20 protein-coding genes and 1 pseudogene are annotated in these 26,138 nt (G+C 46.9%); 17 read left to right on the top strand and 4 right to left on the bottom strand.

Annotation, left to right across the window (positions count from 1 at the left end; translation table 11 throughout):
* The first annotated feature begins 157 nt into the window (after window positions 1-157).
* Window positions 158-2,566, top strand: a complete 2,409-nt coding sequence (lon, locus tag EJN92_RS01255; RefSeq protein WP_126126173.1) for an endopeptidase La — start codon at window positions 158-160, stop codon at window positions 2,564-2,566.
* Between the two features lie 204 nt (window positions 2,567-2,770).
* On the opposite strand, the gene lexA is transcribed toward lon, so the two are convergent.
* The gene (gene lexA, locus EJN92_RS01250) at window positions 2,771-3,427 is read right to left on the bottom strand and encodes a transcriptional repressor LexA (protein ID WP_126126172.1); all 657 of its coding nucleotides are present in this window, start codon (window positions 3,425-3,427) and stop codon (window positions 2,771-2,773) included.
* A gap of 260 nt (window positions 3,428-3,687) precedes the next feature.
* Between lexA and rpsF the strand changes: the two genes are divergently transcribed.
* The 8 genes and pseudogenes from rpsF to EJN92_RS01210 all read left to right on the top strand — a co-directional run bounded on the left by rpsF (window position 3,688) and on the right by EJN92_RS01210 (window position 10,206).
* The gene (rpsF, locus tag EJN92_RS01245; protein WP_126126171.1) at window positions 3,688-4,056 is read left to right on the top strand and encodes a 30S ribosomal protein S6; all 369 of its coding nucleotides are present in this window, start codon (window positions 3,688-3,690) and stop codon (window positions 4,054-4,056) included.
* Window positions 4,057-4,085: 29 nt separating this feature from the next.
* Window positions 4,086-4,400, top strand: coding sequence for a primosomal replication protein N (gene priB, locus EJN92_RS01240; protein ID WP_126126170.1), 315 nt, complete (start codon window positions 4,086-4,088; stop codon window positions 4,398-4,400).
* A gap of 9 nt (window positions 4,401-4,409) precedes the next feature.
* A complete protein-coding gene (gene rpsR / locus EJN92_RS01235; RefSeq protein ID WP_126126169.1) occupies window positions 4,410-4,694 on the top strand; it encodes a 30S ribosomal protein S18 in 285 nt (94 codons plus the stop codon).
* Between the two features lie 12 nt (window positions 4,695-4,706).
* Window positions 4,707-5,159, top strand: coding sequence for a 50S ribosomal protein L9 (gene rplI / locus EJN92_RS01230; protein ID WP_126126168.1), 453 nt, complete (start codon window positions 4,707-4,709; stop codon window positions 5,157-5,159).
* A 240-nt stretch (window positions 5,160-5,399) separates the two neighbouring features.
* A pseudogene (locus tag EJN92_RS01225) lies at window positions 5,400-6,787 on the top strand (replicative DNA helicase).
* 147 nt (window positions 6,788-6,934) lie between these two features.
* Window positions 6,935-7,561 (top strand): DUF47 domain-containing protein, encoded by a 627-nt coding sequence (locus EJN92_RS01220; RefSeq protein WP_126126167.1) that lies wholly within the window; start codon window positions 6,935-6,937, stop codon window positions 7,559-7,561.
* A 102-nt stretch (window positions 7,562-7,663) separates the two neighbouring features.
* Window positions 7,664-8,674 carry an inorganic phosphate transporter gene (locus EJN92_RS01215; RefSeq protein WP_126126166.1) on the top strand — a complete coding sequence of 337 codons (1,011 nt, stop codon included), beginning with the start codon at window positions 7,664-7,666 and terminating at the stop codon, window positions 8,672-8,674.
* Window positions 8,675-9,054: 380 nt separating this feature from the next.
* The gene (locus tag EJN92_RS01210; protein WP_126126165.1) at window positions 9,055-10,206 is read left to right on the top strand and encodes an IS110 family RNA-guided transposase; all 1,152 of its coding nucleotides are present in this window, start codon (window positions 9,055-9,057) and stop codon (window positions 10,204-10,206) included.
* 546 nt (window positions 10,207-10,752) lie between these two features.
* Here EJN92_RS01210 and EJN92_RS01205 read toward each other — a convergent pair.
* The 3 genes from EJN92_RS01205 to EJN92_RS01195 all read right to left on the bottom strand — a co-directional run bounded on the left by EJN92_RS01205 (window position 10,753) and on the right by EJN92_RS01195 (window position 15,654).
* Window positions 10,753-11,511, bottom strand: coding sequence for a LytR/AlgR family response regulator transcription factor (locus EJN92_RS01205; RefSeq protein ID WP_126126164.1), 759 nt, complete (start codon window positions 11,509-11,511; stop codon window positions 10,753-10,755).
* A gap of 7 nt (window positions 11,512-11,518) precedes the next feature.
* A complete protein-coding gene (locus EJN92_RS01200) occupies window positions 11,519-13,003 on the bottom strand; it encodes a sensor histidine kinase (protein WP_126126163.1) in 1,485 nt (494 codons plus the stop codon).
* A gap of 374 nt (window positions 13,004-13,377) precedes the next feature.
* Entirely contained in the window at window positions 13,378-15,654 is a 2,277-nt protein-coding gene (locus tag EJN92_RS01195) for an EAL domain-containing response regulator (RefSeq protein ID WP_170174844.1), read from the bottom strand.
* A 249-nt stretch (window positions 15,655-15,903) separates the two neighbouring features.
* Between EJN92_RS01195 and aroC the strand changes: the two genes are divergently transcribed.
* From aroC to truA, 8 genes are all read left to right on the top strand, one after another.
* Window positions 15,904-16,986 carry a chorismate synthase gene (aroC, locus tag EJN92_RS01190; RefSeq protein WP_126126162.1) on the top strand — a complete coding sequence of 361 codons (1,083 nt, stop codon included), beginning with the start codon at window positions 15,904-15,906 and terminating at the stop codon, window positions 16,984-16,986.
* A 229-nt stretch (window positions 16,987-17,215) separates the two neighbouring features.
* Window positions 17,216-18,619, top strand: a complete 1,404-nt coding sequence (leuC, locus tag EJN92_RS01185) for a 3-isopropylmalate dehydratase large subunit (protein WP_126126161.1) — start codon at window positions 17,216-17,218, stop codon at window positions 18,617-18,619.
* Window positions 18,620-18,636: 17 nt separating this feature from the next.
* Entirely contained in the window at window positions 18,637-18,759 is a 123-nt protein-coding gene (locus EJN92_RS01180) for an entericidin A/B family lipoprotein (RefSeq protein WP_126126160.1), read from the top strand.
* A 1-nt stretch (window position 18,760) separates the two neighbouring features.
* Complete coding sequence (leuD, locus tag EJN92_RS01175; RefSeq protein ID WP_126126159.1) at window positions 18,761-19,408, top strand: 3-isopropylmalate dehydratase small subunit; 648 nt, start codon at window positions 18,761-18,763, stop codon at window positions 19,406-19,408.
* Between the two features lie 26 nt (window positions 19,409-19,434).
* Window positions 19,435-20,505, top strand: a complete 1,071-nt coding sequence (gene leuB, locus EJN92_RS01170; RefSeq protein WP_126126158.1) for a 3-isopropylmalate dehydrogenase — start codon at window positions 19,435-19,437, stop codon at window positions 20,503-20,505.
* Between the two features lie 68 nt (window positions 20,506-20,573).
* A complete protein-coding gene (gene asd / locus EJN92_RS01165) occupies window positions 20,574-21,701 on the top strand; it encodes an aspartate-semialdehyde dehydrogenase (RefSeq protein WP_126126157.1) in 1,128 nt (375 codons plus the stop codon).
* Window positions 21,702-22,256: 555 nt separating this feature from the next.
* Window positions 22,257-25,043: a motility hub landmark protein FimV gene (locus EJN92_RS01160; protein ID WP_227869645.1), complete on the top strand. Its 2,787-nt coding sequence runs from the start codon at window positions 22,257-22,259 to the stop codon at window positions 25,041-25,043.
* Between the two features lie 77 nt (window positions 25,044-25,120).
* A complete protein-coding gene (truA, locus tag EJN92_RS01155) occupies window positions 25,121-25,963 on the top strand; it encodes a tRNA pseudouridine(38-40) synthase TruA (protein WP_126126156.1) in 843 nt (280 codons plus the stop codon).
* The last annotated feature ends 175 nt before the right edge of the window (window positions 25,964-26,138 follow it).

Below are 26,138 nucleotides of genomic sequence, written 5' to 3'. Positions count from 1 at the left end.
GGTACAATTTGTTTAAATAATAAAATTCAGGCTTCAATTGAAAAAAGCTGCACGGAGCCCTCTCTGCGTGGCTTTTTTTATTGTTTTTTGGATGACGGGCTTGTGTTTTGGCCTAGTGCGCCAATCTAACTGTTAGAAATTTTGAAAAAGGTGCGCCATGACAACTTCCATAATTACAGAACGAACTGAATTGCCCCTATTGCCTTTACGCGACGTTGTCGTGTTTCCGCATATGGTCATTCCCCTCTTTGTTGGTCGCCCTAAGTCGATTAAGGCTTTAGAAGCTGCAATGGAGCAAGGTAAGAGTATCATGCTTGCGGCGCAAAAGGCCGCAGCCAAAGATGAACCTTCTGCTGATGATATTTATGAAATTGGTTGTATTGCCAATATTCTGCAAATGTTGAAATTGCCAGACGGCACAGTAAAAGTACTGGTTGAAGGCGTGCAACGTGCGCGGATTCATAAAATCACAGAGACCGAATCGCACTTTACCGCGGATTTAACACCGGTTGAAACCGAAGTTGGCGATGATAGCGAAATCGAAGGAATGCGCCGGGCTATAGTCCAGCAATTCGATCAATACGTTAAATTAAACAAAAAAATTCCTCCTGAAATTCTGGCATCTTTGTCCGGGATTGACGATGCTGGGCGCTTAGGCGATACCATTGCGGCGCATCTGCCTTTGAAGCTAGAGCAGAAGCAAGTGATACTGGAGATCTTCAGTGTCGCAAAACGTCTTGAGCATTTGCTGGGGCAGTTGGAGGGCGAGCTAGATATCTTGCAGGTCGAGAAGCGCATCCGTGGGCGTGTTAAGCGCCAGATGGAAAAGTCGCAGCGTGAGTACTATTTGAATGAGCAAGTAAAGGCGATTCAAAAAGAGCTGGGCGAAGGCGAAGAGGGCGCGGATATTGATGAACTCGAGAAAAAAATTGTTGCTGCGAAAATGCCTAAAGAGGCGCGCGATAAGGCGATGAATGAGTTGAAAAAACTCAAAATGATGTCGCCCATGTCGGCTGAAGCGACCGTGGTGCGTAACTACATAGACACCGTCGTGAATTTGCCTTGGAAGAAAAAATCGAAGGTGAACAATGATTTAACCAATGCTGAAAAAGTATTGGAAGACGATCATTACGGTCTGGATAAGGTTAAAGAACGCATCTTGGAGTATCTCGCCGTACAACAGCGCGTCGACAAGTTAAAAGCACCGATACTTTGTTTCGTCGGCCCTCCAGGTGTCGGTAAAACTTCTTTGGGGCAATCTATTGCCCGTGCTACCAATCGTAAATTCGTGCGTATGGCGTTAGGTGGCGTTAGAGATGAGGCCGAGATCCGTGGACATCGCCGCACCTATATCGGCTCTATGCCAGGCAAAATTTTACAAAGCTTGGCGAAGGTCGGGGTGCGCAATCCTTTATTCTTGCTCGATGAAGTCGATAAGATGGGGGCTGATTTCCGCGGTGATCCATCCTCCGCTTTGTTGGAGGTCTTGGATCCTGAGCAGAATCATACTTTCTCGGATCATTACATCGAGGTCGATTTTGATTTGTCAGATGTGATGTTTGTGGCTACGTCCAACTCTTACAATATTCCTGCGGCTTTATTGGATAGGATGGAAGTGATACGTTTGTCCGGTTACACTGAGGATGAAAAGACCAGTATCGCGCAGCGTTATTTATTGCCTAAGCAGATCAAAAATAACGGTTTGAAGGAAGAAGAGATTACGATCGCAGAAACAGCGATCCGCGACATCATTCGTTATTACACGCGTGAAGCTGGCGTGCGTTCGCTAGAGCGCGAAATCTCCAAGATCTGCCGCAAGGTCGTGAAGATGTTGCTGCTCAAAAAGACCGAAAAGAAGGCGACTATCAATTCGAAAAATATCGACAAATACCTCGGTGTGCGTCGTTATGATTTCGGGGTGGCGGTCAAAGATAATCAGGTCGGTCAAGTGGTTGGCTTGGCGTGGACTGAGGTTGGTGGCGATTTATTGACCATAGAGGCGGTAGCGATGCCTGGTAAGGGCGGCGTGATACGCACCGGTACATTGGGTGATGTCATGAAAGAGTCGATCGAGGCTGCTCGCACGGTGGTGCGTAGCCGTGCTAAGCGCCTGGGTATTAAAGCCGACGTGTTTGAGAAGAGTGATATCCATATCCACGTTCCCGAAGGTGCAACGCCGAAGGATGGTCCTTCAGCGGGTATAGCTATGACTACCGCTTTGGTCTCTATCTTTACAGGCATACCAGTACGGGCTGATGTGGCGATGACGGGTGAAATTACCCTGAGAGGTGAAGTTTTGCCTATTGGTGGGCTAAAAGAGAAGTTACTGGCAGCGCATCGCGGCGGCATCAAGACAGTGCTAATACCTGAGGAAAATGCGAAAGATTTGACCGATATTCCGGACAACGTTAAAAATAAACTGGAAATTATCCCGGTGCGTTGGATTGATAAAGTCTTGGAAATTGCCTTGGAGCGTCAACCTGTTGCCTTGACGGATGAGGATGTCGCACTTGCTGCGACTGCGAAACCAGATGCGGCGATCGAGGCTTCGGCCATTAAACACTGATGTGATGTTGGGCCAGTTGCTTTATTGCAGCTGGCATCAATTTAAAAAAACGCCCGATAAATTCTCGGGCGTTTTTTTATGGGCATGCTTCTATTTGGTGGCTGGCGATTTTTAAACAGCCATGCTCAGCGCGCAGTATCCATGCGGCTTCCAGGCAAGCTAGGCTGGAAGCCGCATGGATACTGCGTCTTGGCGCCTTGCTTGTTACGACCAGCTGCGTAATAAGCCAACCGCCAATCCTTCGAGTGAGAAGTCGGTTTCGGTGTCGCTCACTTTGATAATTGGATAGTCTGGATTTTCTGGGATTAATTCTATGCCGGCGCTGGTTTTTTTGTAGCGTTTTACTGTCACATCGTCGCCTAGTCTCGCAACTACGATTTGTCCGTTACGCGCCGTATCAGATTTTTTTACTGCCAATAGATCGCCATCCAAAATGCCAGCGTCACGCATCGACAGACCGCGTACTTTTAGTAGAAAATCCGGTTTGGCAGAAAACAGTGCAGGATCCACGTTATAGGTGGCCTCTACATGTTCGGTCGCTAGGATGGGTGACCCTGCAGCTACTCTGCCAACCAAGGGTAAGCTCAATTGCATCAGCGCAGGATGCGGCAATGCCATTTGTATTCCTGGCATGTGGCTGGATAACTCGGATTCTAATAGGCGTATGCCGCGCGAGGTACCGGCTGCGATTTCGATGACGCCTTTGCGCGCCAGTGCCTGCAAGTGTTCTTCGGCCGCATTGGTCGAGCGAAATCCAAGTTCTGTTGCGATTTCTGCGCGGGTTGGGGGGAAGCCTGTGTTTTGTATGGCATCCTTGATCAGGTTGAGAATCTGCTCTTGGCGGGCGGTCAGTTTCAGCATGGTGGTTCTTTCAATTAGCTGTATGTATATGCAGACTGTATTTTTATACAGTGAAGTCACTTATGCAAGGAAAACCTGCAAAAAATATGGAATAAGTGATTTGACTGCTATTTCATTTGTGCACGCGGCAACCGAGTCGCTTTTGCTCCTAGAACTAATTGTGCAAAGCTTGAAAATCGGTTACTATTGTCGGCTTTCCTCTTCCCGCACTCGTCTTGACGCCGAGGCGGGCATCTTTTTATTGTCCACAAGGAGAATATATGCGTCATTATGAAATAGTATTTATCGTACACCCTGATCAAAGCGAGCAAGTGCCTGCAATGATCGAACGCTACAAAGCTAGCGTTACTACACGTGGTGGTCAAATCCATCGCGTGGAAGACTGGGGTCGCCGTCAACTGGCTTACGTCGTTCAAAAATTGGCTAAAGCTCACTATGTTTGCATGAACATAGAGTGCGATGCTGAGACTTTGCTTGAGTTGGAAACAGCATTCAAATTTAACGATGCCGTTCTGCGTCACCTCACAGTTAAACTGAAAAAAGCTGAAACAGCGCCATCTCCAATGATGAAAGCAGTTCAGAAAGAAGATGCAGCTAAGACGCAACGCGTTGAAGCACCTGCAGCTTAATAGTTTTAACGAAGGACGCGTAATTATTTGTGAATGAGCTTAAAGTCGTCGCTAGCATTGCAGAAAAATCAGCGCTGCGTTATACACCAGCCGGAATTCCGATAGCAACTGCAGTACTGATGCATTACTCTAAGCAAGAACAGGCGAGCACCCAGCGCCAGGTTGAATTTGAAATCACTGCAATCGCTGCAGGTACGATTTCTAAGCGATTCCTGGAAATACAATTGGGAGTCACGATGTTATTCACGGGTTTTTTAGCGCGTAAAAATCGCAACAGCAAAAGTCTCGTTTTTCATATCACTGATTTTCAGGAAAATGAGTTCGAGACACCTTTACTAGATTAGGAGCCTAAAATGGCATTCGGTAAAAAATTTGATAAAAGCAAACTGAAGCAAAAGCGTCAGCAACAAAATCCTTTGTTCAAGCGCAAGAAGTTTTGCCGCTTTTCAGCAGGACACGTAGCTGCAGTTGATTATAAAGACATCGATACACTGAAAGACTTCGTGCAAGAAAACGGCAAAATCATGCCAGCACGTTTGACTGGCACTGTAGCCTTGTACCAACGTCAAGTTGATACAGCGATCAAGCGTGCACGCTACCTCGCGTTGCTGCCGTACACTGATCTGCATACAGCGTAATAGGAGAAGAATATGCAAATTATTTTGATGGATAAAGTCGTTAATCTCGGCAATCTGGGTGATGTAGTTCGTGTTAAAGATGGTTATGCACGTAACTTTTTGATTCCACAACGTATGGCTCGCCGTGCAACTGCAGCCGCAATCGCTGAATTCGAAGCGAAGCGCGCAGAGTTGGAAAAAGCAGCAGCTGCTAAATTGGCCGCTGCGCAAGCACAAGGCGAAAAATTGAGTGGTTTGACAGTTCAAATCTCGCAAAAGTCTGGCGTTGATGGTCGTTTGTTTGGTTCTGTAACCAATTCAGACATCGCTGATGCTTTGACTAAGCAAGGTTTCGCAGTTGAGAAATCTCAAGTGCGTTTGCCATTGGGTCCTTTGAAGACTGCTGGCGATCACGCTGTATCAGTTGCATTGCACACTGATGTTGTAGTTGATGTCATCGTTGCAGTATTGGGCGAACACGCTTAATTAGCGCTTGCTTTAAAAAAAAGCCGGGTGTTCCCGGCTTTTTTTATTTTTATTTTTGATTTCGCGCAATAGACTACGCTTTTTTTTGCGTTGGAAATCCGGCTAATTTTTTCCGTAATTTGTCAATTAGGTGTTGCATAATTTTTTGTTGTGACGCATCTTTCTTCTCTCGAAAATTAGGCTAGTTCAGGCGCACTTTCACTTGCTTTTCAAGGCAAATAAAAAGGTATAATGCGCGCCATGAAAGCACCTTCCGATCCGCAGTTAGATAATCTTCGCATCCCGCCACACTCCATAGAATCAGAGCAATCTGTTTTGGGGGCTTGTTGTTGGATAACGCCGCCTGGGATAGAATCGCCGACTTTATTAATGAGGGTGATTTTTATCGCTATGATCATCGCATTATTTTCCAGGCTATCGTCAAGCTGATTAATGCTTCGCGCCCCGCCGATGTGATTACCGTCTTTGATGCGCTCACTGCCATCAATAAAGCAGAGGATGCGGGCGGTTTGAGTTACCTCAACGCATTGGCGCAAAATACGCCGTCGGCAGCGAATATCCGTCGTTATGCCGAAATCGTGCGGGATAGGGGGGTCTTGCGTAAGCTGATAACGGTGTCTGATGAGATCGCTGGCCAAGCCTTCAATCCTCAGGGTAAAGAAGTCAAGCAAATGCTGGACGAGGCAGAGTCAAAAATTTTTGCCATTGCCGAAGAGGGCTCGCGTGGCGCCCAAGGTTTTAACGCGATTCAGCCCTTATTGACCCAGGTAGTCGAACGTATTGATGAGTTGTATAACCGTGATCACACCAGTGATATTACCGGTGTGCCTACTGGCTTTACTGATCTCGATAAAATGACCTCGGGCTTGCAGCCTGGTGACTTGATCATCGTTGCGGGTCGTCCTTCCATGGGAAAAACGGCGTTTTCTATCAATATCGCAGAGACGGTGGCAATTGAAAGCGGCTTGCCCGTGGCGGTGTTCTCGATGGAGATGGGCGGCGCCCAGTTGGCCATGCGTATGCTAGGTTCGGTTGGCCGTTTGGATCAGCATCGGTTGCGTACCGGTCGCTTGATTGATGAGGATTGGCCGCGCCTGACACACGCAATACAAAAAATGAATGACGCCCAGTTGTACATCGATGAGACACCTGCGCTCAGTTCTATAGAATTACGTGCCCGTTCCCGTCGTTTGGCCAGGCAATGTGGCAAACTCGGTTTGATCGTGATCGATTACTTGCAGTTGATGTCGGGTAATACCCAAGGTGAGAATCGTGCCACAGAAATTTCTGAAATTTCCCGAAGCTTAAAAGGCTTAGCGAAAGAATTGCAGTGCCCAGTGATTGCGCTGTCGCAGTTGAATCGTTCTTTGGAGCAGCGCCCGAATAAGCGCCCGGTGATGTCAGATTTGCGTGAATCCGGCGCGATTGAACAAGATGCCGACGTTATTTTGTTTATTTATCGCGATCAGGTCTACAACCCTGATTCACCTGATAAAGGAACTGCCGAAATTATTATTGGTAAGCAGCGTAATGGCCCTATCGGTAGCGTGCGCCTCACCTTCTTGGGTGAATATACCAAGTTTGATAATTACACGGGTTCTTTGTCTATCTATGGTGACTCTGAGTAGTCGAGTGTAGAAGAGCCCCGCATAACATTTTTATTTTGTAGTGTTTGGTAATTGTAGTAAGTGTTTTACAGCAGTATCCGGGAAGTCAGGTGATCCTTGTACTTTTCGGATCAATTCTAGAAATTTTCTATTTTCAGTGAGAAAAAAATGTTTGGACGATTCATGCCCACCGAGGGTAAATTCTTTGACCTATTTAATCAGCATGCTGAGTTATGCGTCAAAGGATCGAAAGAGATGGTCGCATTAATGACCAATTTTGACGACTTGGAAATCCGGGTTCATGCGATAGAGGGTATAGAAAAACAAGCAGACACTGTCACATACAATACGATAGAGTTGCTGCATAAAACCTTCATCACACCTTTGGATAGAGATGATATTCATAAGCTCATTACGCGCATGGACGATATTCTCGATTTACTGGAAGATGCTGCGCAAACGATCTCACTCTACGATATTCGTGAAATTACACCCGAAGCCAAGCGTCTGGCTGAGTTGTGCTTGGCCTGTGCCGAGAAGGTAAAAGCGGCCGTTGGGTTGCTCCATAATATGGATAATTCGCGCGAGATTCTGGCAATCTGCGAAGAAATTGACAGGCTCGAGTCGGATGCCGATCACGTCATGCGTGCTGCCATGTCTAAACTGTTCCGTGATGAACCGGATGTGCGTAATTTGATCAAACTTAAAGCGATCTACGAAATTCTGGAAACCGTCACCGATCGTTGTGAAGATGTCGCGAACATCATCGAAGGCATCATCGTCGAAAACGCGTAATTTTCGCGGTAGCAGGCTGTATCCAGCTGGCCACCTACACGAGAGTATTGATTAGTATTAGTTGCGTCGGATCCGGCGCAACTTAAAAGAGAAGTGATTCCTATGCAAACCCTCCATATAAGCATGTATGTCATCGTATTTCTGGTGGTATTGGCTTTGTTATTTGATTTTATGAATGGCTTCCACGATGCGGCAAACGCGATTGCCACCGTGGTTTCTACCGGCGTACTCAAGCCGCAACAAGCGGTGGCGATGGCCGCCTTTTTCAATGTGCTCGCGATCGTGGTGTTTCCTTTGACGGTAGCGACCACCATCGGTAAGGGCACCATAGACCCGGCAATTGTTGATCACTACGTGATTTTTGGGGCCTTGGTGGGCGCCACGTTTTGGAATTTTGTTACCTGGTACTTTGGCATACCTTCTTCCTCATCACACGCCTTGATAGGTGGCATGGTCGGCGCAGCTGTTGCTAAATCGGGCACTGGTGCCTTGATTTCTGCCGGACTTTACAAAACCATCATCTTCATCGTGATTTCGCCATTGCTGGGATTTTTCCTGGGATCCTTGATGATGTTAATCGTATCCTGGTTATTTGTGAAATCTACCCCTATGAAGGTCGATAAGTGGTTTCGTCGCCTGCAACTGGTGTCGGCTTCGATGTTTAGTCTCGGTCATGGTGGTAACGATGCGCAAAAAACCATGGGCATAATCTGGATGTTATTGATCTCGGCGGGCTACTCTAGCCAGGCTGATAAAATGCCACCGCTATGGGTGATTATTTCTTGTTATGCAGCGATCGGTCTGGGCACCTTGTTTGGTGGCTGGCGTATCGTCAAAACCATGGGGCAGAAGATCACTAAACTTAAACCGGTGGGCGGCTTTTGTGCTGAAACCGGTGGTGCTATCACTCTGTTTATGGCAACTGCTTTAGGCATTCCGGTGTCGACCACTCACACTGTGACTGGTGCGATTGTCGGCGTAGGATCTGCTCAGAAAATGTCGGCAGTGCGCTGGGGTGTGGCTGGTAACATTGTATGGGCCTGGTTCTTGACCATCCCTGCTTCAGCCTTTGTCGCCGCCATTGCATGGTGGTTGGGAACCAAGATTTTGTAAGATCTAGTTGATTGCAAGAAAAAGCCACTCTGCGCGGTCGAGTGGCTTTTTTTATGTAACTGTTCAGCCTGCTACTAAAATTATTAGAAACAAAACGAAAACATCTCAAAGGAGGCACAGAGACACAGAGAAAAACGGAGAACTGCCTTGCTTCCTCTTTGAATCTCTGTGCCTCTGTGTTGGGTGGTTTTGACTTTCTACATAGTGGGCTGAACAGTAACTTTTTTATGCGAATTTTTTTGAGCATAGGCCCAGTGCGCAATAGGCATGCGGGTTTGCGGCTTGCCATGCCTAGCAGATCCTATGATTTAAAAAAAAGAGTCGATCCCAAATCTACCCCCTAAAATAAAAGTACGAACAATCAATTTAAGGAGATCAAAATGGAATCGACTCTTATCACAGATTTTACGCCAGAGATGACTACTTTGGCTGTGGCGTTTGAATTATCCAAAGCGAGCTGGAAGATAGGCTTGCACGATAGCAAACGAGAACACCCTGCGATGCACACCGTTGCCGATGAAGCTGCTCAGAAACGGCTAGAGCAAGCCGTAGCGGTGATTGAAGAGACCAAACAAAAATGGGGACTAGCTCAGCCGCTGCGCGTGGTCGTCATGTACGAAGCGGGGCAGGACGGTTTCTGGATCGCCAGAGCGCTCATCCAACTCGGTTATGAAGCGCTAGTCATTGATCCGGCCAGCATCCCGGTAGAGCGGCACGCACGACGTGCCAAGACCGACCGTTTAGACACGATCAAACTGCTCACCTGCTTGCGCGCCTGGCTACGCGGCGAACGCGACCGCATGCATGTCATCCGGATACCGGAGTCTGCCGCGGAAGCGCAACGCCAGCTGGTACGTGACCGCGGTGAACTGCAAAAGGAATGCGGACAACATCGCGACCGCATCCGCAAGCTATTGCGCACCGTTGGCTGCTGGGACAGCATGGATAGTCACTTTGCCAGGCGACTGGCCGATGGTGACGTCAGATGTCACGACGGCAGCGCACTAGCGCCCGAGTTACAGCAGCGGCTGCGCCGGGAAAGCGTACGCATGGAGCTGGCCGAGCAGCAACTGCTGGCGTTAGAAAAGGCCCTGGTCAAGCAACTGCCAGAAAGCACCCAAGAGCGCATCGCCACTCTGACCCGGCTCAAGGCCATCGGCAAGGTGGGTGCGATGCGCATTGTGCTCGAATTATTCTGGCGCGATTTCGACAATCGGCGCCAGGTCGGCTCCTGCGTAGGCTTGGTGCCGCAACCCTACGACAGTGGCGAAAGCCATATCGACCAAGGCATCAGCAAGCAAGGCAACCGGCGTGTGCGCGCCTTGCTGGTCGAAATGGCGTGGATGTGGCTACGCTACCAGCCGGAAAGCGCACTGACGCGCTGGTTTGATAAGCGGACACAAGGCAGCGGACTGAATAAACGCGCCCGACGTATCGCCATCATCGCGGTCGCCAGACGACTGGTGATTGCCTTATGGCGCTATTTGAAGGATGGGGTTATTCCAGACGGGGCGACGTTAAAGGCAGCGTAGAGTTAAGCAAGGGAGCAGCGACAGAGCAAACCAACGAATTGAAGTGAATAAGCCCGCCATGCGCCTTGGTTGCCAACAGCAACCGCCTATACGAGATGGGGTTTATTGGAATTGAGGTCACCTTAGCGCAACGCGCATGCAGGATTTGGTTGGCGTAGAAAAGCCAGCGGATAGAAGGTGGTGAAGCTCTATGCTTCACGAAACGATGACCGAAAGCTTCAAAGAGTTTGAATGAGCGTCACTGTAGATATGCCCAACAGGAGTCAAGGACGCGCTGAAAAGCGAGCATGGTGGTAAGGCAAAAAGCGCGCCTTACCACCCGGCGACAGCGTAATGTTGATTACTTGGGCGTCAAGGGTTCGCTACGCTGGGCTACGCCCACCCTTGACACCCAAGTAATCAACAAAGTAAAAATAGCCGTGAATGGGATAATTTTGAGAAAACCTCTTGATGTTAATCATAGAAGGCGCATGGAATATAGCTGATACGGCTGGCATGCCTGAAAAGCGCATGGAATATGCGCATCAGGCGTACTGCTGTTTGTATTTACATTTGTTTGAATAAATGGACGAAGCTGCGACTCACTTCTAGTTTTTCAGTTAAACCTTTGATCTGTACCAGATGGCGGCCGCGCATGTCGCGCACGACACCGGCGATGGCCTTGGCGTTGACCAAGGTGGAGCGATGTATTTGCCAAAATAGGGCTGGGTCTAGCTCTTCGCATAAATCGCGTACCGGTTTGCGTATCAGTGCTTCATAACTAGCGGTTTGTACGCGGGTGTATTTTTCGTCGGATTGGAAAAAAAGTATTTCTTCCACTGGAATCAAACGCAATTCCTGTCCTATCGAGGCTTGTATCCATTGCAAATAGCTGGGCTTGGCAGCGATACCCATTTGTTTGGCTAACTGTGACAGCATAGCGCTCATATCCGTGGGGCTGCTAGCCACGCTCAAGCGCGCCTTGAGCCTAGCTACGGTGCGACCGAGCCGCTCCACATCGGCTGGTTTTAAAACGTAGTCCACCGCGCCCTGGTCAAAGGCTTCAATCGCATATTGATCGTAGGCGGTAATGAAGACCACGTGGGCTTGATTGCCGATTTCTTTGGCCGCTTCCAGTCCGGTCTTGACCGGCATTCTAATGTCCAAAAAAATCAAGTCTGGTTGATGGGTCGCGACCATATGTATGGCCTCTTCGCCATTCTTGGCTTCCGCCAGTATCTCAAGCTCGGGCCAGACTTGTTCCAGGCGCGAGCGTAACTGGTCGCGCATCATTCTTTCATCGTCGGCAATAATCGCGGTAGGCATGGGTGATCTAGTTGGCTAATTCGTAAGGGATTTCTATGGTAACGCAAACGCCTGTCGGTTGGTTAGGTGTGATGATCATCTGTGCTTTTTCTTTGTAGATAAGCTTGAGTCTTTCACGAATATTTTGTAGCCCGAGGCCGGTTCCATTACTGGGTTTTGCGCCAAAACCAAGGCCAGTGTCTGAGACTGTCACGCGTAATTTATTGTGAGCTACTTCTGCTCTAAATTGCAGCGTGCCGCCTTCGGCTTTGACTTCCAGTCCATGTTTGATAGCGTTTTCTACCAGTGATTGCAGCATCATAGGAGGGAAGGAGGCGCTTCTGAGACCGTCGGGCATGATGAAGTCTATCTCTAATCTTTCTTCCATGCGCATCTTGAGTAAGTCTAGGTAGGATCTCACCATATCGGCTTCACGCCCGAGGTTAGTAGTGGTGGCATTTTCTCGCATCTGCGGCAAAACCGCGCGTAAATACGAAATCAGACTACGTTGCATGGCGGCTGCACGCGGTGGATCGGTTTCGATTAAATATTCCACCGAGGCTAAGGTATTGAAAAGAAAATGCGGTTCTACCTGGGCCTGCATCATCTGCATTTGCGCTTCGCTGACTTGGCGCAATAAGGCTTGTTTTTCAGCGCTGTTGTTGGCTTCTTTGGCTTTCTCTTCGGCGCGTACCTTGCCGCCCATTAAAGCTTTCATACCGAACAAGCCGAAAATGGCGAGCAGGACAAAATTAATAAACCATTGCGATGATTTTTTCTGGTAGCTGCGAACTTCTTGATCGGCTGCGTCAGCTACTGCATCGTCGATTTCATCGCTAATTTTTTGCGCTATTTCCGGCGGCATCTTAATGTGGATCTCGTCTTCTCCTATGCTGACACCCGGGGTGTTTTGCATATTAGGAACATTAGGAACGTTGGGAACATTAGGAACATTAGGAACGTTGGGAACATTGTGAACGTTAGGTACATTAAGTGCATTAGGAACGTTAGGTGCATTAGGAACGTTAGGTGCATTAGGAACGTTAGGTGCATTAGGAACGTTAGGTGCATTTGGTACAATAGGTACATTAGGTACATTAGGAGCGTTCTGCGTGCTTGAGGTGACAGGAGATTTCTCTGTGCGACTCGAGCCTTTACTAACATGGACACCGTCGCCATCGATTTCTATCTGCTTAGCGCCGCCAGTCGGATTGTTTTTGCGTATATGTATTCCTGTAGCATCAATTTCTACGTTGGTGTCGCCGTCTATCGTATGTTGCGATGTCAAAGGTTTTTTGGGGCCATGTTTTTTGCTGACAATCACACTTTCCTCTTTAGTAAAAAAGGTATCTTGCATAATTGCGCCAGCGGCAATCGTAATGGTCGCGAAGATAAAAAATTTCCACCATGATAATTTGGTGACCCACGTTGCTGTGCTATCAAAGGCTTTGCTAAGCCAAATAAGGAAGTTGGAGCTGAGCTCTTTGGCGGTCTGGAGAGTATCTTGATTCATGATGGGCTTTTTCAAAAAATCCTGGTTCGCCACTCAAAGGGACGAGTGGCATACTGTGCGACACTTTAGTACATGTAGGCACTCTAAAGCGCTCAGCAAAGTTTAGCCACTCAGTTGCGACAGTCTGCAAAATTGTAGGGCTAGAATGATTAAAATGCTTGCTGTGGCGCAAGCTGCGGTAAGTAAGGCTAGGGCTGCGATGGTCATCGCGCTGAAGCGAGGGGATTCGCCGCACTAGATAATCGCGCTAGTGGCGAGTTGAGTGTGTAGCACTTGAAATGGAAATGCACGAGAGCGGGCATTCGTGCATTTCATTTTTTTCGGTTTTGCTGTGCTCGTTGTGCTGTTGCGTCATTGAAAAGCCAAAGCCACTCTCAGACTTTATTTTTTTGATTCTCCAACCAGGGATAGAGGTCATTTCTAGTCATAGGTTTTGCGTATAAGTAGCCCTGCGCCAGATGGCAACCGAAGGAGAGTAGGGTGTCGGTCTGGGTTTGAGTTTCTACGCCTTCGGCAATGATCGCCATTTCCAGACTTTGCCCCAATTGCACCACCATCTTGGCAATACTGCCGTTACCGGTGGCACTGTCTATCTCATTGACAAAAGCCCGATCGATTTTGAGTTTGTCGACATTGAGTTTTTGTAAGTGGCTTAAGGATGAAAATCCTGTACCGAAGTCATCGATAGAGATACGAATACCCAATTGTTTAATTTGATGCAGGGTCTTAATCAGTAGTTCGGGATCTTTCATTGCCATTGATTCTGTAATTTCTAACTCTATGCAACCAGGTGGCGCTTGCGTGTCCTGCAGTGCTCTATGCAGGGTTTGCATAAAGAGGGGGTGCGAGAATTGCGCCTGCGAGACGTTAATTGCCATTTGAAAATTGGTGTGACCTAGGCTACGCAGGTGCACGAGTTCAAAGCAGGCGCTGCGTAAAACCCATTCGCCAATATCAACGATTAAACCAGAGTATTCTGCAATTGGAATAAATTGATCGGGCGGTACAAACTTTCCTTCTTCTGTTTTCCAGCGCAATAAGGCCTCGGCACCTACCGCTTGTTTGGTGCGCATGTCAACCTGTGGCTGATACACCAGAAACAGACGCTCGCTTTCAAAGGCGCCGCGCAATGCATGCATCATCCTTACCCGTTCGCGAATCTCTACACCCATGTCGCGCGTAAAATAGGCATGCCCGGAACGTTGATGTGCTTTTGCGCGTTTAAGGGCAATATTGGTATCCTTTAATGCTTCCGATCCATCGCCTTCATAATCACTTAGTTTGATCAGTCCTATGGTGGCAGACAATTGCACGTCTTGATTATCAACCTCGAATGGCGCTGTAAATAAAGAGAGAATTTCATCGGGGCAGACTTTTTTCTCATCACCAACCAGGGCAAAAGTGTCACTACCAACACGGGATATTTGATAATCATTACCGAAGTGATTGGATAAGCGTCGCGCTACCGCGCACAGAAGTAAATCTCCAAAGTGATGGCCTAAGGCATCATTGGTCTCTGCAAAATGATCGATGTCGATCAGTGAAAGTGCGGTTTCTTGCTTTAAAGGAGATAGTAGCGTTTCATTTAAAGTCTGCAGTAGTTTTAGTCGATTTGCCAACCCTGTTAATGGATCATAAAACGCATAATTGTGCAGACGTGAGTTCAACATCACGTTATCGAGGCCAACTGAAACGTTGCTGCAGAACACCTCGAGCAGGCGCTTGTCCATCTCATTGAGGTGTAAGCCGGTATTGATGTAGACAGTTAATTCTCTTTGCGCAACATTACTAAAAAACAGTATGGTCGCCGCGCTCTCGTAAATATTGTGACGCGCCAGTAAAGTTTGCTGCACCAAGGCCTGAATTTTAGCATCGGCAACAATATCAAGTTTCTGCCCCACCCAAGTCTCGAAGCTTGGTGTGCTCGCAAGTATTTGTAAGCGACCAGCAGTTTCTGTTGCGCTGCTGTCTGGCGAAGATTCTAGCGCCTGCTCTGTCTGCTGACTGCAGACGAAGCCTTCCGTATGTCCGCCTAGTAGGGCAACTAGTTGCACCAGCACGCCAGAGGCGAAGTTTTGTAAGCCTTGTCGCGCCATTAGCTCGGTGCTGGCGTGGATGATTAATTCAAGGCCACGACGACTCGCCGATATTGCACAGATTTGTTCGTAGGAGCGGATCGCGGAGGTAACAGCGGTATAAAGTTTTGTACGGGTTAATTCAGACTTGGTCTTGTAGTCGTTGATATCGTAATCGCGGATGGCATCAATTTCTGGGGCATAACCCGGCTGACCGGTGCGGAGAATAATACGCACATCAGATAGGCCTAAGGTCTTGCGTATATGGCTTACCAGTTGTAGTCCGGCATCTTCCTGCTCCATGACAACATCAAGCAGAATAATCGCTATGTCCGTTTCATGCGCCAGAATGTCGCGGGCTTCAGCGGCAGAATAGGCATGTAAAAAACTGAGTGGGCGATGTTGTATCTCTAGGCTGCCTAAGGCAAACGTGGTTGCCGAGTGGACGTCAGGATCATCGTCGATGATCATGATGCGCCATTTTTTTGCCAGTCTTGTCCTTGGCGAGGCGTCATTTGCCTCCGGTTCATCCAAAAAAACCAGATCATCTTCTGAAGAATGAATCAATGCGCTCATCTGATGTACTACTCCAAGAATGTATTTATCTTTTTAGGTGGCACTGTTGGCAGATCAGAAGGGCTCTGCAACTAGTCTCAGTATGGAGTATAAAACAAGAATGTGCTTAAAATCATTATTTAAGTCGTCAACACGCTAGTTTTAAGACATATTTCGTGGAAACCGTTGATAAGCTGTGCTTGATCGAGTTTTGTGCTGCCTTATCGCTGTTAAAATGAGCGTATTCCTGAATTTTATATTGTAAATATTATGTCTGGTAATACTTTTGGAAACTTGTTTTCAGTAACAACCTTTGGCGAATCTCACGGTCCAGCGATAGGATGCGTGATTGATGGTTGCCCACCAGGCTTGGAATTATCCGAGTCTGATATTCAGCCCGATTTAGATCGGCGCAAACCTGGCACTTCGCGTCATGTCACGCAAAGACAAGAATCAGATACGGTAGAAATTTTATCCGGTGTCTATCAAGGAAAAACCACAGGCACACCGATTGCCTTGCTCATCCGAAATGAGGATCAGCGTAGTAAGGATTATGGCAATATAACCGAGACCTTTCGTCCTGGGCATGCCGATTATACCTATTGGCACAAATACGGCATTCGGGATCCACGTGGTGGTGGGCGCTCTTCGGCGCGCTTGACTGCTCCCGTTGTCGGTGCCGCTGCGATAGCAAAAAAATGGTTATTTCAGCAGTACGGTACGGTTTTTAATGGATGCATGAGCCAGTTAGGTGAAATCCAAATTCCTTTTGAATCTTGGGACTTCGTCGCACAAAATCCTTTTTTTGCAGCCACCGAGGATACGATACTCATTACTCAGCTGGAAGAGTATATGGATGCACTGCGTAAAGACGGTGACTCTATTGGTGCGCGCATTGATGTTGTCGCGAGAAATGTGCCTGTTGGCTTAGGTGAGCCAATTTACGATAAGCTGGACGCTGAAATTGCCTATGCCATGATGGGGATTAATGCGGTTAAAGGAGTTGAGATCGGCGCTGGATTCAAGTCCATCGCGCAGCGTGGCTCTGAGCATGGTGATGAGTTAACGCCGGATGGTTTTGTTGGGAATAACTCTGGCGGCATTTTGGGAGGGATTTCTAGCGGGCAAGATATTACTGTTTCGATCGCAATAAAACCAACTTCCTCGATACGAACACCTCGTCGCTCAATTGATAAAGAAGGAAATCCAGTTGTGGTCGAGACCTTTGGTCGTCATGATCCCTGTGTCGGTATTCGTGCTACACCTATCGCTGAAGCAATGTTAGCGTTAGTATTAATGGATCACGCGTTGCGCCATCGTGCGCAATGCGGGGATGTTAAGTCCTCGCAATAGTAGTAGCTGTCGTGTCTGGGTGTCGCGGAATATAAACCGGAAAATGCAGTATTTGGTCTTAATTTTCAAAGGAAAATTTTGCATTTGTTGCTTTTTTTGGGTTTTTATATTGCGCTGCTTCTTCTTTAATTTGATGCGTTTGTGCGGTTTTGCATCGCACAATTGTGGCATAATCAAGAGCTAAACGAAATTTACGCTCAACGATTTACTCCATTTTAGACATCAGATCATGCTTAAGACGCTGTACGACAAACTTTGGGAATCCCATGTAGTTCACGAGGATCAGGATGGCACTGCCATTCTGTATATCGATCGCCATTTGCTGCATGAAGTTACCAGCCCGCAAGCTTTCGATGGTTTGCGATTGGCTGGACGTCAACCTTGGCGGTTGTCTGCAAACCTAGTCGTGGCCGATCATAATGTGCCAACGACAGACCGCGCCAGAGGTATCGATGATCCAACGTCTCGTTTGCAGGTGGAAACGCTTGATGCCAATGCTAAACAATATGGTCTGACCTATTTCGGCATGAATGACAAGCGGCAGGGCATTGTTCATGTTATTGGGCCTGAGCAGGGCGCAACCTTGCCGGGTATGACCGTGGTGTGTGGTGACTCTCATACTTCCACCCATGGTGCATTCGGCTGTCTGGCACATGGTATTGGCACCTCAGAAGTCGAGCATGTTCTTGCGACGCAAACACTGATCGCAAAAAAATCAAAATCTATGTTAGTGCAGGTCGACGGGCTCATGCCTTTGGGCATTACCGCCAAGGACGTGGTGCTCGCAATTATTGGAAAAATCGGTACCGCTGGCGGTACCGGCTATGCAATTGAATTCGCTGGCTCGACCATTCGTAGTTTATCGATGGAAGGACGGATGACGGTCTGCAATATGGCAATCGAGGCGGGTGCGCGCGCTGGTATGATCGCCGTCGATCAGACTACAATAGACTACGTAAAGGGGCGGCCCTTGTCACCAGTTGGCCCTCATTGGGATCGTGCAGTTGAATGTTGGCGTAGTTTGCATACAGATGTCGGTGCTAAATTTGATATGGTGGTAACACTCAATGCCGCCGTGATTAAACCTCAAGTGACATGGGGTACCTCGCCAGAAATGGTGGTGGCGGTAGATGGGCGTGTACCAGATCCGGACTTGGAAAAAGATGCGGTCAAGCGTGATGCCATGGAAAAAGCTTTGGCGTATATGGAGCTGAAGCCCAATATGGCGATCGAAGATATACGCATCGATAAGGTGTTTATTGGCTCTTGCACCAACTCCAGAATTGAGGATCTGCGCGCCGCTGCATCGGTAGTGCGTGGTAAGTTTCGTGCTTCCAATGTGGTCTTGGCAATGGTGGTTCCAGGCTCCGGGCTCGTGAAGGATCAAGCTGAGCGTGAAGGCTTGGATCAAATATTTCGCGATGCTGGTTTTGAATGGCGCGAACCTGGATGCTCAATGTGCCTGGCAATGAATGCCGATCGACTTGAACCCGGCGAGCGCTGTGCATCTACCTCGAATCGTAATTTTGAAGGTAGGCAAGGGCAGGGTGGGCGTACTCACCTTGTTTCGCCTGCTATGGCCGCCGCAGCTGGTATTGCCGGTCACTTTGTTGATGTCCGTGCTTTACGCTAAATTTTCGGAAAAATAAAATGAAAAAAATATTTACTCTCATCCTTTGTGTCATGGTTTTGGCCGGTTGCAATACTGTGCACGGTTTTGGTCAAGATGTTAAAAAAGTTGGTGAATCGCTGGAAGGTGCGGGTAAGAAATAAAATGGAAAAATTTACCGTACTCGACGGCTTGGTCGCTCCTATGGATAGGGCGAATGTGGATACTGATGCCATCATACCTAAGCAATTTTTGAAATCTATCAAGCGTAGCGGGTTTGGGCCGAATCTGTTTGATGAGTGGCGCTACCTGGATCATGGTGAGCCTGGGATGGACAATAGCCAGCGTCCTTTGAATCCTGACTTTGTACTGAATCAAGCGCGTTATCAAGGCAGCTCGATTTTATTAACGCGTAAAAATTTTGGTTGCGGCTCCTCGCGCGAGCACGCGCCTTGGGCCTTGGAACAATATGGATTTCGCTCAGTAGTTGCGCCTAGTTTCGCTGATATTTTCTTTAATAATTGTTTTAAAAATGGCGTCCTGCCTATTGTTTTGTCTGAACAGATTGTCGATCACTTGTTCAATGAGGTAAAGGCTTTTCCAGGTTATCGCTTGATTGTTGATTTAGAGAATCAAGTTGTTACGACTTCCAATGCGAGCGCTTCTTACCCATTTGATGTTGATGCATTTCGCAAGTATTGCCTGTTGAATGGCTTGGATGATATAGGACTGACATTGCGTCAGGCTGACAAAATTCGTGCTTTCGAAGAGCGACATGTGACAACGCAACCTTGGCTAATAAATACTATTTAATTTGACTCAAACGGATTTGAAATAAAATGAAAATTGCAATATTGCCGGGTGATGGGATAGGTCCAGAAATCGTAGCGCAAGCAGTTAAAGTATTAAATGCATTGGGCGAATCTTTTGAGATGGAAACTGCGCCGGTTGGCGGTGCAGGCTATGAAGCGTCGGGACACCCTTTGCCTGAGGCTACGTTAAAATTAGCCCAAGATGCTGACGCAGTCTTGTTCGGGGCTGTCGGGGATTGGAAATATGATAGTCTGGAACGGTCTTTGCGCCCAGAGCAAGCGATTCTTGGTCTGCGTAAAAATCTAAATCTCTTTGCAAACCTGCGTCCAGCAATTTTATATCCAGAATTGGCTGGTGCTTCCACCTTGAAACCTGAGGTTGTGTCTGGTTTGGATATCTTGATTATTCGTGAATTGACAGGTGATATCTATTTTGGGCAGCCGCGTGGGGTGCGTATTTGCCCGGATGGCCCATTTAAGGGGCAACGTGAGGGCTTTGATACCATGCGTTATGCCGAGGGTGAAATACGGCGCATCGCTCACGTTGCATTCCAGGCAGCGCAAAAACGCGATAAACGCCTAACCAGTGTAGACAAGGCCAATGTTTTAGAAACTTTCCAATTCTGGAAGGATGTCGTTATCGATGTTCATAAAGAATATCCGGATGTTGCTCTGGATCACATGTATGTAGATAATGCAGCGATGCAGTTGGTGCGTGCGCCGAAAAAATTTGACGTTATTGTTACTGGCAATATGTTTGGTGATATTTTGTCTGACGCTGCAGCGATGTTGACAGGGTCTATCGGTATGTTGCCATCGGCCTCGCTCGACGCGAATAATAAGGGTTTATATGAGCCATCGCATGGTTCTGCTCCTGATATCGCAGGTAAGGGTGTGGCTAATCCTTTGGCTACCATTTTGTCGGCAGCGATGATGTTGCGTTTTTCTTTAGGGAAACCTGAGCAAGCTGATCGCATAGAAGATGCGGTGAAAAAAGTGTTGGCGCAGGGATTGCGTACGCCAGACATCTATGAAGCGGGTACGACTAAAGTCGGCACGGTTGAGATGGGTGCTGCGGTAGTTCAGGCTTTGTCGTAATTTGGACTGCCGTATAAATAAGTTTGTAGTGAAATTGCAGGTATTCTTGTAACTATTAGGGAAAGATGATGAAACTAGTTGGTTTGGTAGGTTGGCGTGGAATGGTGGGTTCGGTCTTGATGCAACGCATGCAGGAGGAGGGTGATTTTGCCCATATCGAACCTATGTTTTTTTCGACGTCAAATACAGGTGGCGCAGCTCCTGCGATGGCAAAGAATGAAAAAACATTAAAAGACGCAAATGATATCGACGCATTAAAAAAGTGCGACATTATTATTACCTGCCAAGGAGGTGAATACACCACGGAAATTTTCCCTAAATTGCGTGCGGCTGGCTGGAATGGCTACTGGATCGATGCAGCTTCTAGCTTGCGTATGGATGATGACGCAATTATTGTGCTCGATCCTGTAAATCTCGATGTGATCAAGTCTGGATTTAGTCGCGGAGTGAAAAACTATATCGGTGGCAATTGCACGGTTTCTTGTATGCTAATGGGCCTTGGCGGCTTGTTTCAGCATAATCTGGTTGACTGGATGTCATCCATGACTTATCAGGCTGCGTCTGGTGGTGGTGCGCAACACATGCGAGAGTTGTTGACGCAATTCGGTTCGATTCATGCAGAAGTGAAAGCTTTACTCGACAATCCTGCAGCGGCTATCCTTGAAATTGATAGGAAAGTTTTGTCCAAGCAGCATTCCTTTGCTGCCGATGAAATTAAACAATTTGGCGCGCCATTGGCGGGAAATTTGATACCCTGGATAGATAAAGATTTGGGTAATGGCGTTTCGAAAGAGGAATGGAAAGCTGGCGCTGAAACCAATAAGATTCTTGGCACAGGTGAAGCCTTCGGTACAGCAGCGATTCCGGTAGACGGCTTGTGTGTTCGAGTTGGTGCGATGCGTTGTCACTCGCAGGCCTTGACTATTAAGTTGAAACGCGATGTTCCGCTGGATGAAATCAACGATATGATTGCTCAAAATAATCAATGGGTAAAAGTCGTGCCAAATGAGCGCGCAGCATCTATGCAATACCTAACGCCAGCTGCGGTAACTGGTAGTTTGACTATTCCTGTGGGGCGTTTAAGGAAAATGCAGATGGGCGGTGAGTATTTATCCGCATTTACGGTGGGCGATCAATTATTGTGGGGCGCTGCGGAGCCATTGAGACGCATGCTGAAAATTTTAATTGCGGATTAAATTTGTAATTTTGCAGTAAATGTAATATGAATAGAGCCAATGAAAAGATTTTTCATAGGCTCTTTTTACTTGCGAGACCCATAGTTTTGAGTTTTCTGTCAGACAGCTGTTGATTTGCGATTTCCAAACGAAGATTTTTTATGTTCGATCAATTCACTTTATTTTTTTCTTGGTTATATTTTTTGAAAAATGTAAATGCTTTGTAAGTATTTGATTGCTTCTGTGCCTTTATTATTGGTGATCAGCTATTATGCAGAGGTAGGCTCTCAAATTGCGTATTGCCAAATTTGTTGTTCGATTCGTGAATGAGTAGCTTTTTTATTTCAATTTGATTTCTGAATCCGAATTTCGGCTCATTTTTTTAGATTGTTAAACTGCAACAACGATTTTTAATGTAATAAATAGTTTGCCTTCTTAATTTATTTACCATGGGCGGAAATCGGGTTAAGCTTGCGCGGCTAACTCTGTAATGTTATCTTAAGACAATAAGATAACAATTAGACGCGATTGACAAAAACTGCTCTCGCTAACTGTAATTGCCAAAGATCAAAAAAAATGTCCTATAAAATGCATAACGATAAACGTTTACCAATGAGTTCACTAGGCCGTAAAGTGTTGAGTGCGGCGGTAGCCTCGACATTTTTATTGTTTTCTGACTCCAATGCCACAGGTCTTGGGAAGCTGACTGTGCTTTCAGCTTTGGGGCAGCCTTTAAGGGCTGAAATTGAGCTCACCTCTCCCGATAAGGATGAAATCAGTTCCTTGGTGCCCAAGTTGGCTTCGGCGGAAGCGTTTAGGCAGTCAAGCATAGATTTTAATCCGGCATTACTGTCGTTGCGCTTTGCTGTTGAATCTCGAGGTGCAGGGTATGTGATCCGCCTATCGTCAACACAGGCCATGAATGAACCATTTGTTGATTTGTTGCTTGAGATGAATTCCAATAATGGAAAATTATTACGTGAGTATACGTTTCTTCTTGATCCAGCAGAGCTTAGAAGTAGCCAGTCTGCCCAAGTTGCAAATCCCGTAAGCGTTACATCACAAAATGCATCTGTAAAAACTGCATCGCAATCCAAATCTCAAGCTGCCTCCAGTTCAGTGGCTACTCAGGCAACGCCATCAGTCGCGACTGTTACTCCAAAAAAGACAGTCGATAAATCCGTTGCGGTTAAGGACGAAAGATCCACTTCTGACTATCAGGTTAAGAGGGGAGATACTCTTGGTAAAATCGCTGAGGCACACCGAGGCGATGGTGTTTCCTTGGATCAAATGCTGGTAGGTTTGTATAAAGCAAACCCTCAGGCGTTTTCTGGAAATAACATGAATCGCTTGAAGTCGGGGCAGATTTTATCTATTCCCGACGCGAGTGAGGTTCGATCAAATAGTGGAAGTGAGTCTCGTTCTGTGGTGATGGCACATGCCGCTGATTTTACTTCATATAGAAATAAATTGGCTGGGCAGGTGGCTGATGCACCGGCGCAGAAAACAGTTGAGAGCAAACAAAGTGTTAGCGGCTCTATTACTGCTAAAGTGAAGGAAGTGCCAACGGCTAGCAATGAGTCTTTGGATAAATTGAAATTGTCTAAAGCCACGACGACTGCCTCGTCAAAAACTGCCACAGGAAAAGTCACAGTTGATGAGGATAAGCTTGCGAAAGATAGAGCCGTTGCTGATGCAAATGCACGGGTCAAAGAGTTGGAAAAAAACGTTGGTGATTTACAGAAGATTCTAGAACTGAAAAATAAGGATCTTGCAGAAAAGCAATCTGCAGCATCTGCGAAAGCAGTTGCTAATGTTGTCGCTCCAACTAGTGCGTCTAAACCTGAGGTGCAGGCACCTGCGCCTGCTGCCGTAGTAAGCGCCGCATCTGCGCCGGACGTTTCTGCATCCGCAGTGGCGACACCAATACCGCCTGTCAAGAAGAAAGTTGCACCACCACCACCGCCGCCGCCGCCAGAATCAAATTGGTATGATAATTGGAGTGATTGGTTGTTGCCTGGTACTGTGGTTTTGGCTTTGTTGGGCGGCGTTGGTTTGTGGTCAAGTCGTCGCAATAAAAAAACCCAACAATTTGATGATAGCGTTCTTACTGGCTCGAGTATGAAAGCGAACTCGATGTTTGGTTCTACCGGTGGTCAAAGCGTAGATACAAATAATAGTGTTTTTAATTCTAATTTTGCGCCTTCAGCGAGCCAGTTGGATGCGAATGAAGTTGATCCGGTTGCTGAGGCTGATGTATACATTGCCTACGGTCGAGATTCTCAAGCTGAAGAGATATTGAAAGAGGCTTTGCGCACACAGCCTGAGCGTCATGCTGTGCGGGTGAAGCTACTTGAGATTTATTTTAGTCGTAAAGATCCAAGATCGTTCGAGCGTCTTGCTAGTGAGTTGTATGGCATGACGAGTGGTGAAGGCGATGAATGGGCTCAAGCTATTTCTATGGGGGTCACTTTAGAGCCGACTAACCCTTTATACGCTGGAGGCAAGTCACATTCAGATTTCTCAGGCGGTTCTGCTGCTCTAGGTGCAAGTACTCAGCCACAAGATGATCTAGATCCAGAATCTTTACTGGGTAATTCACTTTCTCAAGACATGTTGGATTCAATTAGCATCATTGATACTGCGTCTGGCTTAACGGAGGATCCTAATCATCCAAATGCTGAATTTGTAAGTACTAAGGATAGTAATCTTGAGCCGATATTGGATATAGATTCGCTGGATTTTGATTTGGACATGCCGGACATCGCGCCGACAAATGAACTTGATGTTGCCCCTGCGATGTTAAGTGAGGTGTCTGAGGTGGCTGTTCAAAAGTCGGTTGTTGAGGAGAGCTCTGTCGATTTTGGTGTTATCGACTTTGATTTTGGATCAAGTGATGCTGACGTTAAGGTCGCAACTGTTGAGGATAATGCTGGCAGTCTAAAGTCTGAGGTCTCTGAGTTCAAGTCTGCGTCGTTGGTAGATGAAAACAACTTGGCATTTGAGTCGAGTTCAACTGAAAATAGTTTGGACTTCTCAGGTCTGAAAGCTGAGCATGATCTTGTTATGCCTACTGATAATGCGGACGCTGCGTTAGCTTCGGCGCCATCTGCGTTTGAGTTTGACTTGTCCGGAATTAATCTAGATCTCGGTTCTGATGACTTGAAGCTTGATATTCCAGTATCGACGAATGATGATGTCTCTTCTTACAATGCTGAAATGGCGACCAAATTAGATCTTGCCGTAGCGTATCAAGAAATTGGGGATAAGGAAGGTGCCCGTGAATTGTTGGATGAGGTGTTGAAAGGCGGAACCTCAGATCAAATTGAAAAAGCGAAAGCTATGCTCTCACAACTGATTTAAATCTCAATTCTTAACATGAACGGGCGCAGCGTATAGCTTGCGCCCGTTTTATTTTTTTCAGAAATAGAATATTCGAAATGAAGCGACTTGTATTCGGTGTGCAGTACGACGGTAGTTGTTGGCATGGGTGGCAAACGCAACCTGGCGGTGAAACTGTACAAGATGCTCTTGAAAGGGCGCTTGGGCGATTTGCTCAGTGCGTCATTGCAACAAACTGTGCTGGACGAACAGATACTGGTGTTCATGCTACAGAGCAAATTATTCATTTTGATACTGTACTAGATAGGTCAGAGCATTCGTGGTTAAATGGCGTTAACGCCTTTTTGCCTTCATCGATTGTTGTGCGTTGGGTTCATAAGCTTGCTTTTTTTGATCCAGATCGACAAGATAATTTTCATGCGCGATTTAGTGCACATGCTCGTACCTACCACTATTTGCTTTACAACAGTTGCATTCGATCCCCTATGTGGTCTAAACGTGCTGGATGGGTATATCGGCCCTTGGATGTGGATAGAATGCGCTTAGCCGCCAGCCATTTGGTTGGTGAGCATGATTTTACTGCGTTTAGGGCCGCTGCTTGCCAAGCTAAGTCTCCGATCAAGCATATGTATAAAATAGAAATTAGACAGCAAGGCGATTTGATTGTTTTTAGTCTGCGAGCTAACGCATTCTTGCACCACATGGTTAGAAATATTATGGGGGCTCTGATTGCCGTTGGTACGGGGAAAAAAGATCCAGACTGGATAGCGCTTGTATTGCAAAGCAGAGATAGAAGTTTATCTGCGCCAACATTTATGCCGGACGGCTTATATTTGTCGCAAATTGAATATGATGAGCGATGGCAATTGCCGCAGAATTCAAATCAGAATCAGCCTTGGTTCTTATCTATGTTTGAAGATCGAAAGTGCGATACCAACTAAAATAAATACCAATTGTTAAGTTAAATCCATTTCACGATGATGAAAAGTAAATGGCAATAAATCACTTTTCTATTGTGCTGCATGAATAATCAGTTTTTCATCTTAAATTCCGGTAAAATGGCGTTTTGCATAATCCAAACTTGAGGCGCTCGCCTGGGATCTTTGCCCGGCTATG

The sequence above is a fragment of the Undibacterium parvum genome (assembly GCF_003955735.1).
GTDB lineage: Bacteria > Pseudomonadota > Gammaproteobacteria > Burkholderiales > Burkholderiaceae_D > Undibacterium > Undibacterium parvum.
Note: the sequence above shows the minus strand (reverse complement) of the source record. Positions and strands in the feature narration are given on the sequence as shown.

What these genes read in the sequence shown, in the direction of transcription:
- rplI (WP_126126168.1), top strand. Translation starts at nt 4,707, where the DNA reads ATGCAAATTATTTTGATGGATAAAGTCGTTAATCTCGGCAATCTGGGT.
- lon (WP_126126173.1), top strand. Translation starts at nt 158, where the DNA reads ATGACAACTTCCATAATTACAGAACGAACTGAATTGCCCCTATTGCCT.
- rpsF (WP_126126171.1), top strand. Translation starts at nt 3,688, where the DNA reads ATGCGTCATTATGAAATAGTATTTATCGTACACCCTGATCAAAGCGAG.
- EJN92_RS01205 (WP_126126164.1), bottom strand. Translation starts at nt 11,511, where the DNA reads ATGCCTACCGCGATTATTGCCGACGATGAAAGAATGATGCGCGACCAG.
- asd (WP_126126157.1), top strand. Translation starts at nt 20,574, where the DNA reads ATGAAACTAGTTGGTTTGGTAGGTTGGCGTGGAATGGTGGGTTCGGTC.
- EJN92_RS01220 (WP_126126167.1), top strand. Translation starts at nt 6,935, where the DNA reads ATGTTTGGACGATTCATGCCCACCGAGGGTAAATTCTTTGACCTATTT.
- rpsR (WP_126126169.1), top strand. Translation starts at nt 4,410, where the DNA reads ATGGCATTCGGTAAAAAATTTGATAAAAGCAAACTGAAGCAAAAGCGT.
- EJN92_RS01180 (WP_126126160.1), top strand. Translation starts at nt 18,637, where the DNA reads ATGAAAAAAATATTTACTCTCATCCTTTGTGTCATGGTTTTGGCCGGT.
- EJN92_RS01215 (WP_126126166.1), top strand. Translation starts at nt 7,664, where the DNA reads ATGCAAACCCTCCATATAAGCATGTATGTCATCGTATTTCTGGTGGTA.
- EJN92_RS01210 (WP_126126165.1), top strand. Translation starts at nt 9,055, where the DNA reads ATGGAATCGACTCTTATCACAGATTTTACGCCAGAGATGACTACTTTG.
- lexA (WP_126126172.1), bottom strand. Translation starts at nt 3,427, where the DNA reads ATGCTGAAACTGACCGCCCGCCAAGAGCAGATTCTCAACCTGATCAAG.
- EJN92_RS01195 (WP_170174844.1), bottom strand. Translation starts at nt 15,654, where the DNA reads ATGAGCGCATTGATTCATTCTTCAGAAGATGATCTGGTTTTTTTGGAT.
- leuB (WP_126126158.1), top strand. Translation starts at nt 19,435, where the DNA reads ATGAAAATTGCAATATTGCCGGGTGATGGGATAGGTCCAGAAATCGTA.
- EJN92_RS01200 (WP_126126163.1), bottom strand. Translation starts at nt 13,003, where the DNA reads ATGAATCAAGATACTCTCCAGACCGCCAAAGAGCTCAGCTCCAACTTC.
- aroC (WP_126126162.1), top strand. Translation starts at nt 15,904, where the DNA reads ATGTCTGGTAATACTTTTGGAAACTTGTTTTCAGTAACAACCTTTGGC.
- leuD (WP_126126159.1), top strand. Translation starts at nt 18,761, where the DNA reads ATGGAAAAATTTACCGTACTCGACGGCTTGGTCGCTCCTATGGATAGG.
- EJN92_RS01160 (WP_227869645.1), top strand. Translation starts at nt 22,257, where the DNA reads ATGTCCTATAAAATGCATAACGATAAACGTTTACCAATGAGTTCACTA.
- leuC (WP_126126161.1), top strand. Translation starts at nt 17,216, where the DNA reads ATGCTTAAGACGCTGTACGACAAACTTTGGGAATCCCATGTAGTTCAC.
- truA (WP_126126156.1), top strand. Translation starts at nt 25,121, where the DNA reads ATGAAGCGACTTGTATTCGGTGTGCAGTACGACGGTAGTTGTTGGCAT.